Below are 14,937 nucleotides of genomic sequence, written 5' to 3' on the forward strand. Positions count from 1 at the left end.
GATGAATGATCCTCAATCTTACCGCGGACTGCCGGTCGTTGTGATCGGCTTGGCACGCAGCGGTGTCGAAGCGGCCAAAGCGCTGCATCGTCTCGGTGCTGTCGTGACCGTCAATGATTTGAAACCAAGAGAGCAGTCCCCCGAAGCAGCCGAGCTGGAAGAACTGGATATACAGGTCATCTGCGGCGGACATCCGGAAGGACTGATTCACCGGGACGTGGCACTGCTTGTCAAAAATCCCGGTATCCCTTACAGTGCGCCGCCGATTCAGCAGGCGCTTGAACTGGGTATCGAAATCATTACCGAAGTCGAGCTGGCTTATCGGATATCGGATGTTCCAATGATCGGCATTACCGGTTCCAACGGCAAGACGACAACCACTACTTGGGTGGGTCAAATGCTGGATGCCTGTGGACTGCATCCGATCGTAGGCGGCAATATCGGTATTCCGCTTTGTGAGGCGGTTATGCAGGCCAAAGAGAAGGACAACGCCATTATTGTGGCCGAGCTGAGCAGCTTCCAGCTCAAAGGCACACGGGATTTCAATCCGAGGATTGCCTGCCTGCTGAATGTAGCCGAGACCCATCTGGATTATCATGGCACGATGGATGATTATGTAACGTCCAAACGCAAAATTTTTGAAAATCAGGGTGAAAAGGATACCGCTATTCTAAACTGGGATGACAGCTACTGCCGTAGTATGATTCCTTATATCAAAGCAGGCCGCATCATTCCTTTCTCCGTGAACGAGGAACTGGGCAATAATGCAGCCATGACAGCTGCCCTCTCAGCGGAGACGAATATGTCTGTATGCGGAATATACGTATCCCCGTCCTACCTGCCGGATATCGAGGATGAACTGGTACGGACGATCATGTACTGGGATGAAGTGCAGGGCGCTGTGCCGATTCTGCGTGTGGAGGAGCTGGGTATTCCTGGTCGTTATAATGTGGAAAATGCACTGTCCGCCTGTGCGATTGCCATTGCCGCAGGCTGCCAACCACAAGAGCTGGCAGACACCCTGCGCAGCTTCCGTGGTGTGGAGCATCGTCTGGAGTATGTGACGACCCATAATGAAGTGGCTTATTACAACAATTCCAAAGCTACCAATGCCAAGGCCACAATGATGGCACTGTCCGCTTTTCAGGATCAGGGAATTGTACTGATTGCCGGTGGATTGGATCGGGGATCCGATTATATGGATCTGCTGCCTGTGCTTCAGTCCCAGGTCAAGGCTCTCGTTGTACTCGGTCAGACTCGTCATAAACTGGCGCGTGTCGCCGAACTCGCAGGAATCGCTTCCGTACAGATTGTAGAAGAGACAGACGATGCGGAGCAGGCCGTTCGACAGGCCGTTCAGCAAGCATCTGAACTAGCGGAATCCGGTGATATTGTACTGCTGTCGCCTGCATGTGCCAGCTGGGATATGTTTGCCTCCTATGAAATCAGAGGGAAAGTATTCAAGCAGGCTGTCAGTGAACTGTAGATTCCTGATATATACAGCTCTGGTAATCCTGCTAATAGCCAGGCACTCTATTGTACTATACAATATGTAACTCAGAGACTGAGATACGCAATTTTGAAATGAAAGGAGGTGCGAAAAATGCGAGTTATCTTAACAGGGGGAGGTACCGGAGGTCATATTTATCCGGCACTGGCTATCGCCGAGCAGTTCAAGGAGCAAGGTATCCAAGCCGAATTTCTGTATATCGGCGGTAAACGCGGCCTGGAGACACGAATAGTACCGGAAGCTAAAATGCGTTTTGAGTCGATTGATATTACGGGATTTCGCAGAAAACTGTTCTCACTGGAAAATGTGAAGACAATCAACCGCTTCATTCAAGGTGTGAAAATTTCAAAAAAACTCATACGCGAATTCAAGCCGGATATTGTTATCGGAACCGGAGGTTATGTATGCGGACCTGTGGTCTATGCGGCAGCCAAGCTGGGTGTACCTACAATGGTTCATGAACAGAATGCGATTCCGGGACTGACCAATTTATTTTTAAGCGGATATGCGGATACTGTAGCTGTCAGCTTTGAAGAAGCCATTTCCAAATTCCGCAGAGCTAAGCATGTGCTGTTCACGGGTAATCCGAGGGCGACTATGGTACAGCATGCCGATCGTGAACGCGGACTGGCTTCACTTGGACTGCCTGGAGATGCCCGGATTGTACTGATGGTTGGCGGAAGCCGGGGAGCACGTGCACTGGTGGAAGCCATGGTACAGACAGCACCTCTATTAAAGCCCAAACCCGATGTACATTATGTGTTCGTTACAGGTGAGATCTATTATGATGAGATCTATGAGCGCATTAACCAGGGGACAGGCTCAATACCGAACTATCTGCATGTACTGCCCTATATTCCGAATATGCCTGAAGTGCTGGCAGCGACTTCCCTGATGATCGGTCGTGCAGGCGCGTCTTCCCTGGCTGAAATTACATCACTTGGTACGCCCTCATTATTGATTCCGTCACCGAATGTCACCAACAATCATCAGGAAGCCAATGCGCTGGCTCTCAAAAAGGCCGGAGCAGCGGAGATGCTGTTGGAACGTGAGCTCAGTGGAGAGGCATTGATCGCCCATATTGACCGAATTATGGATAATGAACAGGAACGGCAGCAAATGTCCGAAGCGGCTTCCGGTCTGGGAACTCCACAGTCTGCCTTTTTACTCGTTGAAGAGATACAGCGGATCTGCGGAGTTCCTGTGGTAAAGGAATGAACAGGACGAACAGTTACATACAAATCGTCTGTATCGACAATCGGTCATGATGACGAAATATCATGCTAATGCAATGAAGTGGCTCCATGCTATGCAGGGAAACACTCGGAAGAAGCTTCACGCTAGTTGGGGATTCCAAATGGGGCATGCTATAATGACGGAGAAGTTCAAGCATAACCTTGCTGTAATGAGGATTGGATTGAAATAAGACTTATTGGAGAATTGCCATGCCAAAGCAAAAACTAGTTGTTCTTCCGAAAAATGAATATCCTGCAGGATCCCGCCCTGCTACAGGCCGCAGATTATACGGACGTAAAAACCGATTGATCATTCTGCTGAGCATATTTTTCCTGCTGATACTCGGGATCGTATTCTGGTTCTCACCGCTGGGCAAAATATCAGAGATCACTTTCAGAGGTAACGCGTTTACATCCAAGACAGATCTGCTGTCAGCGACCCGGCTGGCCAAAGGCAATGCTTTTTACGGTTCATCTGCCGACACGATCAAGGAGAGGCTCTTGAGCATCCCGGCGATTGAGAGCGCAACAGTAACCAAGCACTTTCCGGGTAAAATTGACGTAATGATCAAAGAGTACCCTGTTGTTGCCTACGAGCTGGCAGGGTCGGGACAATTGACAGCTATTTTGCAGAGCGGAGCTTCGGTACGTGCCGACACGCGCGGCGTAGCTGTAGAAAAGCCCGTACTCACCCAGTGGGCGGACTATGAAGCGCAAAAGGTTCAGCTGTGCAAAGTACTGGGAACAATACCGGGTGAACTGACATCGGATATTTCGGAGATCATCCCTTCTCCGACGCCTTCATTCCCGGATCGGATCATGATGTATACCCGTTCACGTTTTGAAGTGATTACAAGCATATCGCTGCTCGCAGACAAAGTAGAGTACCTGAACCAGGTTATTGAGACGCAGCCGCCCGGCGTGATCACCATGCTGGAGGCCGATGCCTATACCCCGTTTAATCCGGATGATATCAAGGATGAGGCAGAAGAGGCATCCGCGCAGTAACGATTTTGACATCTTTATGTTGGCAAAATGTACTTTTTGACAATGTTCGGGCCGCAATACTTTCTGCCGCGTCAGAAAAATGCTAGAATAGGCTGTATAGATATTAAAGAATTGTAAACTTTAATACTGGCTTAACAATTTTCTGAAGTACCCGGTGAGCTCTTTCTTTTTTCTCCACACTTTTAGCGTTTTTCGGGACCCCAAAAAGTTTGCAGAAAAAAGAGGGAAAGCATATGAAATGTGGAATACTAATGTAGAGAGCGTTTTATGGAAAATGATTTTCGGAAATTGAGTTTCCAGCTTTTAGGCAGCAAGCCCAGAAGAACGGAAATGCACTATTTTAACTAAGGAATTTACAGGAGGTGCCAAGGGCTTGAGCAACAATGACATCATTGTTAGTTTGGACATCGGTACATCCAAAGTTCGTGCTATTATCGGGGAAATGAACAATGGAACCTTTAATATTATTGGAGTTGGATCTGCCGACTCGGAAGGAATTCGCAAGGGCGCGATCGTTGATATTGATCAGACCGTGCAGTCCATCCGAAATGCAGTTGATCATGCAGAGCGTATGGTCGGCATTCAAATATCTGAAGTGATTGTAGGTATTTCGGGCAACCACATCGGACTTCAAACGAGCCACGGAGTAGTAGCCGTATCCAATGAAGACCGCGAGATTGGCGAAGAGGATATCGAACGGGTGCTGAAAGCGGCAGAAGTTATTGCCCTTCCGCCTGAACGGGAAATTATCGATGTAGTCGCCAAGCAATACGTGGTTGACGGACTGGAAGGAATCCAGGATCCGCGCGGCATGATCGGAGTCAGGCTGGAAGTGGAGGCAACCATCATTACAGGCGCCAAGACATCCATTCATAACCTGCTCCGCTGTGTAGAGAAAGCGGATCTGCATATTAAGGATCTGGTATTGATTTCCCTGGGAGCCGGACAGCTGGCACTGTCCAAAGACGAGAAAACGATGGGAGCCGTGCTGGTTGATATTGGAGCAGGTTCATCCACTATCGCCATTTTTGAAGATGGTTCTCTCAAGGCTACCTCTACCTTGCCGATCGGCGGCGAGTTTGTTACAAATGATATCGCCTACGGTCTGCGGACCCTGACAGAGAATGCGGAGAAAGTGAAGCTCAAATACGGCTGTGCGCTTCATGAAGAAGCTGCGCCGGATGTTGTATTCAAAGTACAGCGTATCGGCAGCAATGTGGACAAGGAGTTCACACAGCAGGATCTTGCAGCGATTATAGAACCGCGTGTACAGGAAATTTTTGAATTGATTCGTCAGGAAGTTGTACGTCTCGGTTATCATGAGCTGCCGGGTGGTTATATACTCACAGGAGGCACTGTATCCATGCCGGGGGTTCTCGAGATTGCCCGTGAAGAACTGGCAGCTTCTGTCCGGATTGCAGTTCCTGATTACATCGGTGTACGCGACCCTGCCTATACGAGCGGTGTCGGCATCCTGTATAATGTGATTCGCAATATTCGCGGCGGCGGAAGTACAGCTGGCGCCAATAAAAAAGCACCGGCTCGTAACAAAGCCGCATCGACCCCGGAGAGCAATGCAAAACCGGGCTTGATTGAACGGCTCAAAAACATGTTCAGTGAATTCATTTAATAAAAGAAGTTCATTCTAGCTTGGAACGAGCCATTCATGGACAATGAGGGGGAGATGGAAGAGTATGTTGGAATTTGATTTCGAAATGGAGAGCCTGGCCCAGATTAAGGTCATCGGTGTTGGCGGCGGCGGAAGCAATGCAGTCAATCGGATGATCGAGAATGGTGTTCAAGGCGTGGAATTTATAACGGTAAATACAGATGCACAGGCATTGCATCTGGCTAAATCCGAACACAAACTGCAAATCGGCGACAAGCTGACGCGCGGTCTGGGTGCAGGAGCGAATCCTGATGTGGGTAAAAAAGCAGCCGAAGAATCCCGTGATCTGATCAGCAACACGCTGAAAGGGGCAGATATGGTATTCGTAACTGCAGGTATGGGCGGCGGTACAGGAACAGGTGCAGCCCCTGTAATTGCAGAAATTGCGAGAGAGTGCGGCGCGCTGACAGTCGGCGTCGTTACCCGTCCGTTCACCTTTGAAGGCCGTAAACGGTTTTCCCAGGCAGAACTCGGTATCGAAGCACTCAAGGAAAAAGTAGATACCCTGATCGTCATTCCGAATGACCGCCTGCTGGAGATCGTCGACAAGAAGACTCCGATGCTGGAGGCATTCCGTGAAGCCGATAATGTACTGCGTCAAGCTGTACAGGGTATTTCCGATCTGATCGCTGTACCGGGTCTGATCAACCTTGACTTTGCTGACGTGAAAACCATCATGACCGAGCGCGGCTCTGCCCTGATGGGTATCGGTGAAGCAACAGGCGAGAATCGTGCAGCTGAAGCGGCACGTAAAGCGATCATGAGCCCACTGCTGGAGACTTCCATCGAAGGCGCACGCGGCGTAATCATGAATATTACGGGCGGCAACAACCTGTCCCTGTATGAAGTTAACGAAGCGGCTGAGATTGTTATCAGTGCATCCGATCCGGAAGTCAACATGATCTTCGGTGCGATCATTGATGAGAACCTCAAGGAAGAGATCAAGGTTACCGTTATTGCAACGGGTTTTGAACATAAGCCTGCACAGCCAATGCAGCCGGCACGCCGTCCATCCGCGTCCCAGCCACAGCAGTCAACTTCGGGCGAAGCTCCAGCTGAAGAAAAAGCGCCTAGTCCGCGCCAGTTCAGCAACAATAATCAGCAGCCAAGTGGAGACCAGCTGGATATCCCTACTTTCCTGCGTAATCGTTCCCGTCACAAAAACGACTAGAACCGTTAACACATAATCGGGAATGGGAACCGGTTTGGTGAACATTCCCTGATACAGGATGTACTTGATTTACGGAAAGGACTTGTTTTCTACGGAAAACAGGTCTTTTTCATTTCAACAAGCTTTATGTATTTTGTTAAATATCCGTACAGCTCCATAGGAACTGTGCAGAACTGCCAGAGATGAGGTATGCATATGGAACCATTTATTCATACAACCGAAAATAACAGGCCAGAGCTGTTTATGCTGGACTGTTCAGCATACAGCAGCGGATTGAATGCAGGCTTTACCGGACGGCGCGGTGGTGTCAGCAAAGCGCCCTACAATTCTTTTAATCTGGCCTATCATGTTGAGGACCAGGCAGCAGATGTGCTGGAGAATCGCAGGCTGCTCTGCGATGCACTCGGCTTTCACCCGGAGAACTGGGTGTGCGGAGAACAGGTTCACAGCAATCATATCGCCATTGTAACAGCGGAGCATGCAGGTAAAGGCTGGGCTGACCGGGAAAGCGCATTTCAGGAAACCGATGGGTTAATCACCAATGTGCCTGGCATATTGCTGACTTCCTTTTACGCGGATTGTGTGCCATTATATTTTATAGACCCTGTGCATAAGGTTGTAGGACTGGCTCATGCTGGCTGGAAAGGCACGGTAGCTGATATTGCCGGAGCAATGATCCGGACCATGACAGAGCAGTATGGCAGCGATACAGCCGATATCCGTACAGCGATCGGCCCTTCAATTGGCAGCGGTCATTATGAAGTGGACAGCAAGGTCATGGATGCGGTAGATGTTTGGACAGCCAGGCTTGAGGGTAATGGTCAGCAGCTTACATACGCGAGACCGGGCAAGCCGGGCAAAACCTGGCTCGACCTCAAACAATTAAATCGGGAAATTATGATTTATGCAGGAATACAGCCCCAGCATATCGAAATGAGTACATGGTGTACGTACGAGAACAATGATCTGTTCTTCTCTTATCGTGCAGATGGAGGACGTACAGGCCGTATGGCAAGCTGGGTTGGTATAGAAATGGAGTGAACTACAGATTGGGACTACAAGAACGTATAGCTCATGTACAGGAGCGTATTGCCGCTGTCTGTGAGCGAAGCAGCCGCAGTGTGGATGAAATCCAGATAGTCGCTGTCACCAAATATGTGTCGCTGGAAAAGACAGCACGCGTACTGGATGCAGGACTTGTACACTTAGGAGAAAACCGCTGGCAAAACGCCCGGGAAAAATGGGAAGCGCTGCATGATCGCGGCGTATGGCATTTTATCGGTCATTTGCAGACCAACAAAGTCAAAGACGTTATTGGCAAATTTCAATATATTCATTCTTTGGACCGCCTGTCACTGGCCAAAGAGCTGGAGAAAAAGGCAGCCGAACTGGATATCCGTGTAAATGTATTCGTACAGATTAATGTATCCGGCGAAGAGTCCAAATATGGACTGGCCCCGGCGGATGCGCCTGCTTTGCTGCAGGCTGTTCAGCAGATGCCGCATCTGAATGTGGTAGGACTGATGACGATGGCACCGGAAGTCGATGATCCGGAACAGACACGTCCGGTATTCCGCGGACTTCATGAATTAAGAGACCGGCTGAATGAGCTCAAGCTGACGGAACAACCGATGCAGCATCTGTCGATGGGAATGTCGGGTGATTTTGAGATAGCAGTTGAGGAAGGGGCGACCTTTGTACGCCTCGGTTCCATTTTGGTGGGTAAAGAGGAGGATTAACGATGGGAGTAATGAATCGCTTTATGAACTTTCTGGGGCTTCAGGAAGAAGAGGAAATTGTGGAGCGTGAGCAGATTATTGAGGAAGATGATGATCGCCGTGAAACTTCTCCGGCCGATCTACGTAAGAACAGTAGAGCGAATAATGTCGTTAGTATTCATTCACAAAAAAATGTGAAAGTCATTTTGAATGAGCCGCGAAGCTACGATGAAGCACAGGATATTGCAGATCATCTGCGCTCGCACCGTTCGGTCATTGTGAACCTGCAGCGTGTCCGTACGGACCAGGCGCTGCGGATTATCGATTTTATGAGCGGAACGGTGTACGCACTCGGCGGCAGCATTTCCAAGATCGGCGGTAACATTTTCCTGTGCACACCGGATACGGTGGAGATTGAAGGCACGATCGCGGAGATACTTGGTGAAGATTTTGATATTAACAAGATGAGGTGATAGAACGTTGGGTACAGTTTTTGCGGTATTAAACATTTTGTACCAGATCTATACGTATATGCTTATTATTTATATCCTGTTGTCCTGGCTGCCTAGCGCACGCGAAAGTTCGTTTGGACAGCTGTTGGGCAAATTGGTAGAGCCTTATCTGGCGCCGTTCCGCCGCTTTATTCCGCCAATTGGCGGAGTGCTGGACATTTCGCCAATCGTGGCGCTGTTCGTACTGAATCTGGCTTTTAGCGGCCTTCAGTACCTGTTGATCAGCCTGTTCTACTAATTTGGATTAATGATAAGTCACTATACGGCAGACGGATGTTGCAGGCCGAATACGGCTATATCCTTATACAGTACAGGAGCTGTCGCAAGATAGCTCAATGAAAGGTAGTAACCACTCATGCATAGTAATATTCATCATCATTTTCATCCGGATGAGCGGGAGTTTGTAGAACGGGCTGCGGAGTGGGTTGATAACGCAGCCCGTTATCATGAGCAGAAACTGACGGACTTTCTCGATCCGAGACAGGCCTATATTTTGTCTACGCTGATCGCCAGAGAACCGGATGTACAGCTGCGACTGGATGGCGGTTCGCCCCATGCTGAGCGCAAGCGGGCACTGGTCGGTCCGGATTATCTGGATCTGGAGTCGGAAGACATGCAGCTGGAAGTGTTATCGATTACACCGGAGGGCCAGAAGTTCACGGAACTGGAGCATGGCGATTATATGGGCTCCATTCTAGGACTTGGTATGAAGCGCGGCAAGGTTGGCGATATCCATGTGTTGGATGATGGCTGTCATACCGTTGTGGCTTCGGAGATCGCTTCCTATTTGCATTTGCATATGAATCAGGTTCACCGTTTGCATGTGATGACCAGTCTGCTGCCGATCAGTGAACTTCGCGCGGCTGTGCCGGATATCCAAACGCTGGAACTGAGCGTGGCTTCGATGCGTCTGGATGGCATTGCCAGTGATGTGTACCGGCTGAGCCGCAGCAAAATACTCGTTCCGATCAAGGCGGGGCGCTGCCGGGTTAACTGGAAGCCCGAAGAAGATCCTTCCCATCCTCTCAAAGAAGGGGATATGGTATCCGTCCAGGGATTGGGCCGTTTCAAGGTACTTGAACTGGAAGGTGTGACCAAAAAGGGAAGGTACCGAGTCAAAATCGGTAAATATGTGTGATAAACAGTAGATCCTTCTTTGACGTTCTGACCGCATAAGCGGATAGCATAGCCGTCTACCATCTGCCTGGCATTTGAATAGGGTTGTCCGCCGGGCATGTGTCCGGCGGACAACCCGGCAGAAGAATGGACAAAAAAACGGACCAGAGCTCCATTCAGGTCGGTTTTTTTGTACCAGGCTGTTATTTCCGGTGTGTACAGGAGACGCCAAACAGGATCAAAAAACAGGCGCTATCAGCCGATATAGACTAACATATCTGCTTTCGACACAAGAGTATATTCAATGTTGCCGAAATACAGTATGATAGCAGTAATGAGGCAATTTAAGCGGCCTAAATATTATAGGAGGTGTCTATTATGCCATTAACCCCGCTGGATATACATAATAAGGAATTCTCGCGTCGGCTGCGTGGTTATGACGAAGACGAAGTGAATGAGTTCCTGGATCAGGTAATCAAGGATTACGAGGGAATGATCCGCGACAATAAAGACCTGCAGAACCAGCTGCTGGCAGTGCAGGAGCGTCTGGACCATTTCGCAAATCTGGAAGAGACACTCAGCAAAACGATCATCGTTGCCCAGGAAGCGGCCGATGAAGTAAAAAACAATGCCAAAAAAGAGGCCCAGCTGATTATCAAGGAATCCGAGAAAAATGCGGACCGGATCATCAATGAGTCGCTGTCCAAGGCACGCAAGATCTCCATGGAAGTGGAAGAGCTCAAAAAGCAGGCTTCCATCTACCGGACCCGTTTCCGTACATTGGTCGAAGCGCAGCTGGAGCTGCTCAGCCAGGATGGCTGGGACGCACTGGAAAACCAGACCCGCGAGCTGGAGCGAACCAGCAGCGAACGTCAGGAACGCAACGAGCGTGAACGCGAACAGTGGAACCGTGAACGCGAACGCCTGGAAGATCGTGAAGCGGAAGAGTCACGCTCTTCAGGAGATATGTACTGATATGCAAAAGATCAGGTTGACATTTTCAGCCCGAAGCGCTATAAATATTTTATGACTGTGCATGGATTCCATATTCCGGCACAGCTGACTGTACTGCATACCGTAGTGTAAGCAGACGGTCAGAGATCGTTATAGTGCAGTATGATATAACTTCTAAATTCAGTGATGGGGCCAGTACAGGCTGTCATTGTTCCCAGAGAGTTGGCGGCAGGTGCAAGCCAATGAACAATGCGCTATGGAAGATCTCCCCGGAGAAGCGCGGCTGAACCGTAATTTGTAGTAAGCCAAGCCGGATTGCCTGCCGTTACAGAGGCACCGCATTAGATGATGCGGGTACAAGTGTCATTTTATCTGTGGAGATCAATCGCTGCAGCCGTAAGTACATTTTGACAGTCACTCAGCTTGTGATTTTGCTGAGACCGGCAGGAATGTATGGTAGTCAGCCGATGATGTTCAGCTTTACAGCAGACAGGTGAAATGGAACAAGGGTGGTAACGCGAGCAGCCTCGTCCCTTTTTGGGATGGGGCTTTTTTATGTTCTGGAACATGATGATTTATAGTACCAGGGACACATGCATACGACCAGACAGATGATCGCAGCACAATGAGACAGACGAAAGGATGAAATGGACATGCAAAAAGTAGATATCAAAGAAAAAGCACGGGCACGCGACCTGCGTATCCTGAACAAATGGAACAGCGAGCGTACATTCCAGCGTTCCATCGAGAGCCGTGAAGGCAAGCCGAACTTCGTATTTTATGAAGGACCGCCGACCGCGAACGGCAAACCGCATATCGGACACGTACTGGGCCGCGTAATCAAGGACTTTATCGGTCGTTATAACACGATGAAAGGCTATCGTGTCGTGCGTAAAGCAGGCTGGGATACACATGGTCTGCCGGTAGAACTCGGCGTACAGAAAAAGCTCGGCATTTCCCATAAATGGGAAATCGAAGACTATGGCGTAGAGAAATTCATCAACGAATGTAAAGCGAGCGTATTCGAATACGAGCAGCAGTGGCGCGATCTGACCGAAGCGATCGGTTACTGGACCGATATGGATCATCCCTACATCACACTCGATAATAATTACATCGAGAGCGTATGGAACAACCTGGCAACAATCCATGACAAAGGATTGATGTACCGCGGACACCGGGTAAGCCCATACTGTCCTTCCTGTCAGACGACACTAAGCTCCCATGAGGTGGCTCAAGGCTACAAAGACGTCAAGGACTTGAGTGCAACTGCCAAGTTCAAGCTGCACGACAGCGGCGAATATGTAGTGGCATGGACGACAACGCCTTGGACACTGCCTTCCCACGTGGCACTGGCAGTTAATCCGGAGATGGAATATGCACGTGTCAGCCAGGATGGCGAAGTATACATCATGGCCAAAAACCTCGTCGAAGAGGTTATGAAAGAAAGCAAAGGCGATTATGAAGTGCTGAGCACGATGCCGGGTGCCGATCTGGTCGGCAAAACCTATGACCCGCCATTTAACTATGTCCAAGCGGAAAAAGCGAACATCATCCTCGGCGCAGGATTCGTTACCGATGCGAGTGGTACAGGTATCGTCCATATGGCTCCGGCTCATGGTGAAGATGACTACCGTGTCTGCCGTGAGAATGGCATCACTTTTGTAAATATGGTTGATCTGGAAGGTAAATTCGTTGATGCGGTAACTGACTTTGCCGGTCGTTTTGTCAAAGACTGTGATGTGGATATCATCCGTTACCTGTCCGAGCATGGACGTCTGTTCAGCAAAGAAAGATACGAGCACAGCTATCCGTTCTGCTGGCGCTGTGATACACCGCTGCTCTACTATGCAATGGACAGCTGGTTTATCCAGACGACAGCGATCAAGGATCAGCTGATCGCCAACAATAATGAAGTGAACTGGTATCCGGGTCATGTGCGTGAAGGACGCTTCGGCAAGTTCCTGGAAGATCTCGTGGACTGGAATATCAGCCGTGACCGCTACTGGGGTACACCGCTGAACGTATGGGTATGCGAGGAGACCGGTGAGCAGTTTGCACCACATAGCATCGCCGAACTGCGTGAGCGTGCCATCGGTGATGTGCCGGAGAACCTGGAACTGCACAAACCGTATGTGGATGATATCAAAGTTCGCAGCTCCTGCGGCAAGTATGAAATGAAGCGTACACCGGAAGTCATTGATGTATGGTTCGACAGTGGTTCGATGCCGTTTGCCCAGCAGCATTATCCTTTTGAAAATGTGGAGACCTTTGAGCAGCAGTATCCGGCGGATATGATCTGTGAAGGGATCGACCAGACACGTGGCTGGTTCTATAGCCTGCTGGCCGTATCTACACTGATGACCGGCAAGGCACCGTACAAAGCGGTTATGGCGACCGGACACGTACTGGATGAGAACGGACAGAAGATGTCCAAATCCAAAGGCAATGTAATTGATCCTTGGGAAGTGATCGAAGAATACGGTACTGACGCTTTCCGCTGGGCACTGCTGTCCGATAGTGCACCATGGAACAGCAAACGTTTCTCCAAAGGCATCGTCGGTGAAGCCAAATCCAAAATGATCGACACCCTCGTGAATACACATGCGTTCCTGACGCTATATGCAACGATCGATGGATTTGACCCGGCAGAGCATCCATTCCAGCCATCGGCACACAAGCTGGACCGCTGGATCGTTTCCCGTCTGAACAGCCTGATCGTTCAAGTGGAGAAAGCACTGGCTGTCAATGATTACCTGAATTCTTCCAAAGCGATCGAAGGCTTTGTCGATGAACTGAGTAACTGGTATATCCGTCGTTCCCGTGACCGCTTCTGGGGCAGTGGGTTGACTGAAGACAAGCTGGATGCTTACCGTACACTGACGGAAGTACTGCTGACGACAGCCAAGCTGGTAGCACCATTTACACCAATGCTGGCAGAAGATATCTACCTCAACCTGAGCAGCGGCGAGAGCGTGCATATGGAAGATTATCCGGTAGTGAATGAAGCACTGGTGGATCTGGAGCTGGAGCGCGATATGGAGACAGCACGCCGCATCGTTGAGTTGGCGCGTAACGTTCGTAACGAGACCGGTATCAAGAACCGTCAGCCGCTGTCCGAGCTGATCGTCTCGCTGGACAAGGACTTTGATCTGGCATCGTATGAAGAGATCATCAAGGATGAGATCAATGTCAAAGGAATCCGTACCGAGCATGACGATGCAGGCTTCGTCGATTTCAGTTTCAAACTGAATCTGAAAGTTGCTGGTAAGAAGTACGGCAAAAACGTAGGCTTCCTGCAGAACTTCTTCAAGGAAATGTCTGCCGAAGAAACCCGTAATGTTGTGGCAGCCGGTGTGCTGAACATCACTTCTCCGGAAGGCGAAGAGCTGCATGTGACGAGTGAAGAACTGCTGGTAGAGAAAAAAGCCAAATCCGGCTTTGCTTCTGCATCCGGCTATGGTCTGACTGTTGCACTGAACACCGATATCACGCCTGAACTGGAACAGGAAGGCTGGGTACGCGAAGTAGTACGTACCGTACAGGATTACCGCAAAAAGCTTGACCTGCCGATCGAGAAATATGTTCACCTGACCCTGAACGTCAGCGACGAACTGCGTCAGGCAATCGAAGCATTCGATCATGTACTGCGCGAAAATGTACTCGTCACCGATGTAAGCTTTGGTGAAGTGGAAGGTATGGAGCAGGTAGAGCTGGTCGGTCAAAAAGCGGGTATTCATATTAACTGAGTGGTTGATTCAAGGCAGGATGGAATATTGTGATTAGCATATTGGATTCGCATTCATATTACGTTCTGCTGATTGCTTTCAGGAGTGAAATATGAGGCTGGCTGTTTTACTTTAATAACGATTGAGCCCATAGATATAATATTGAACCCACCTTTCCTTTGTTGGAAGGGTGGGTTCTTTGTATTGGATAAATGCGAGTCAAACAATGAAATGTAAATAGATAGCATTTTCATTATATAAAGAAATGTAGTGATTTTTTTTATAATAAGTTAGGATAAGGACAACAGAGAACGGA

Annotated in this window: 11 protein-coding genes, 1 pseudogene and 1 other annotated feature; all 12 genes and pseudogenes read left to right on the forward strand. The window is 49.4% G+C overall.

Annotated features, from left to right (window positions below):
- Position 1 precedes the first annotated feature (1 nt).
- The 12 genes and pseudogenes from murD to ileS all read left to right on the forward strand — a co-directional run bounded on the left by murD (position 2) and on the right by ileS (position 14,642).
- A complete protein-coding gene (gene murD / locus M1D61_RS07145) occupies positions 2-1,486 on the forward strand; it encodes a UDP-N-acetylmuramoyl-L-alanine--D-glutamate ligase (protein WP_458121742.1) in 1,485 nt (494 codons plus the stop codon).
- Positions 1,487-1,603: 117 nt separating this feature from the next.
- On the forward strand, positions 1,604-2,728 hold the full coding sequence (gene murG / locus M1D61_RS07150) for an undecaprenyldiphospho-muramoylpentapeptide beta-N-acetylglucosaminyltransferase (protein ID WP_458121743.1): 1,125 nt from the start codon (positions 1,604-1,606) through the stop codon (positions 2,726-2,728).
- Positions 2,729-2,955: 227 nt separating this feature from the next.
- Entirely contained in the window at positions 2,956-3,753 is a 798-nt protein-coding gene (locus tag M1D61_RS07155; protein ID WP_458121744.1) for a cell division protein FtsQ/DivIB, read from the forward strand.
- A 373-nt stretch (positions 3,754-4,126) separates the two neighbouring features.
- Positions 4,127-5,383: a cell division protein FtsA gene (ftsA, locus tag M1D61_RS07160; protein ID WP_458121745.1), complete on the forward strand. Its 1,257-nt coding sequence runs from the start codon at positions 4,127-4,129 to the stop codon at positions 5,381-5,383.
- Positions 5,384-5,447: 64 nt separating this feature from the next.
- Entirely contained in the window at positions 5,448-6,593 is a 1,146-nt protein-coding gene (ftsZ, locus tag M1D61_RS07165; RefSeq protein ID WP_458121746.1) for a cell division protein FtsZ, read from the forward strand.
- Positions 6,594-6,788: 195 nt separating this feature from the next.
- Positions 6,789-7,634, forward strand: a complete 846-nt coding sequence (pgeF, locus tag M1D61_RS07170; protein WP_458121747.1) for a peptidoglycan editing factor PgeF — start codon at positions 6,789-6,791, stop codon at positions 7,632-7,634.
- Between the two features lie 8 nt (positions 7,635-7,642).
- Positions 7,643-8,332 carry a YggS family pyridoxal phosphate-dependent enzyme gene (locus M1D61_RS07175; RefSeq protein WP_458121748.1) on the forward strand — a complete coding sequence of 230 codons (690 nt, stop codon included), beginning with the start codon at positions 7,643-7,645 and terminating at the stop codon, positions 8,330-8,332.
- A 2-nt stretch (positions 8,333-8,334) separates the two neighbouring features.
- On the forward strand, positions 8,335-8,784 hold the full coding sequence (locus tag M1D61_RS07180; protein WP_458121749.1) for a cell division protein SepF: 450 nt from the start codon (positions 8,335-8,337) through the stop codon (positions 8,782-8,784).
- Positions 8,785-8,842: 58 nt separating this feature from the next.
- Positions 8,843-9,061: a YggT family protein gene (locus M1D61_RS07185; protein WP_046215147.1), complete on the forward strand. Its 219-nt coding sequence runs from the start codon at positions 8,843-8,845 to the stop codon at positions 9,059-9,061.
- A gap of 117 nt (positions 9,062-9,178) precedes the next feature.
- Positions 9,179-9,961, forward strand: a complete 783-nt coding sequence (locus M1D61_RS07190; protein ID WP_458121750.1) for a YlmH family RNA-binding protein — start codon at positions 9,179-9,181, stop codon at positions 9,959-9,961.
- 356 nt (positions 9,962-10,317) lie between these two features.
- A pseudogene (locus tag M1D61_RS07195) lies at positions 10,318-10,818 on the forward strand (DivIVA domain-containing protein); the annotation flags it as partial.
- A 249-nt stretch (positions 10,819-11,067) separates the two neighbouring features.
- Positions 11,068-11,431 (forward strand) — a binding site (T-box leader).
- A 115-nt stretch (positions 11,432-11,546) separates the two neighbouring features.
- On the forward strand, positions 11,547-14,642 hold the full coding sequence (gene ileS, locus M1D61_RS07200) for an isoleucine--tRNA ligase (protein WP_458121751.1): 3,096 nt from the start codon (positions 11,547-11,549) through the stop codon (positions 14,640-14,642).
- Positions 14,643-14,937 lie beyond the last annotated feature (295 nt).

Source organism: Paenibacillus sp. Z6-24, assembly GCF_054161335.1.

Coding starts and splice junctions, on each gene's coding strand:
- murD (WP_458121742.1), top strand. CDS start 2: ATGAATGATCCTCAATCTTACCGCGGACTGCCGGTCGTTGTGATCGGC.
- murG (WP_458121743.1), top strand. CDS start 1,604: ATGCGAGTTATCTTAACAGGGGGAGGTACCGGAGGTCATATTTATCCG.
- M1D61_RS07155 (WP_458121744.1), top strand. CDS start 2,956: ATGCCAAAGCAAAAACTAGTTGTTCTTCCGAAAAATGAATATCCTGCA.
- ftsZ (WP_458121746.1), top strand. CDS start 5,448: ATGTTGGAATTTGATTTCGAAATGGAGAGCCTGGCCCAGATTAAGGTC.
- pgeF (WP_458121747.1), top strand. CDS start 6,789: ATGGAACCATTTATTCATACAACCGAAAATAACAGGCCAGAGCTGTTT.
- M1D61_RS07180 (WP_458121749.1), top strand. CDS start 8,335: ATGGGAGTAATGAATCGCTTTATGAACTTTCTGGGGCTTCAGGAAGAA.
- M1D61_RS07185 (WP_046215147.1), top strand. CDS start 8,843: ATGCTTATTATTTATATCCTGTTGTCCTGGCTGCCTAGCGCACGCGAA.
- M1D61_RS07190 (WP_458121750.1), top strand. CDS start 9,179: ATGCATAGTAATATTCATCATCATTTTCATCCGGATGAGCGGGAGTTT.
- ileS (WP_458121751.1), top strand. CDS start 11,547: ATGCAAAAAGTAGATATCAAAGAAAAAGCACGGGCACGCGACCTGCGT.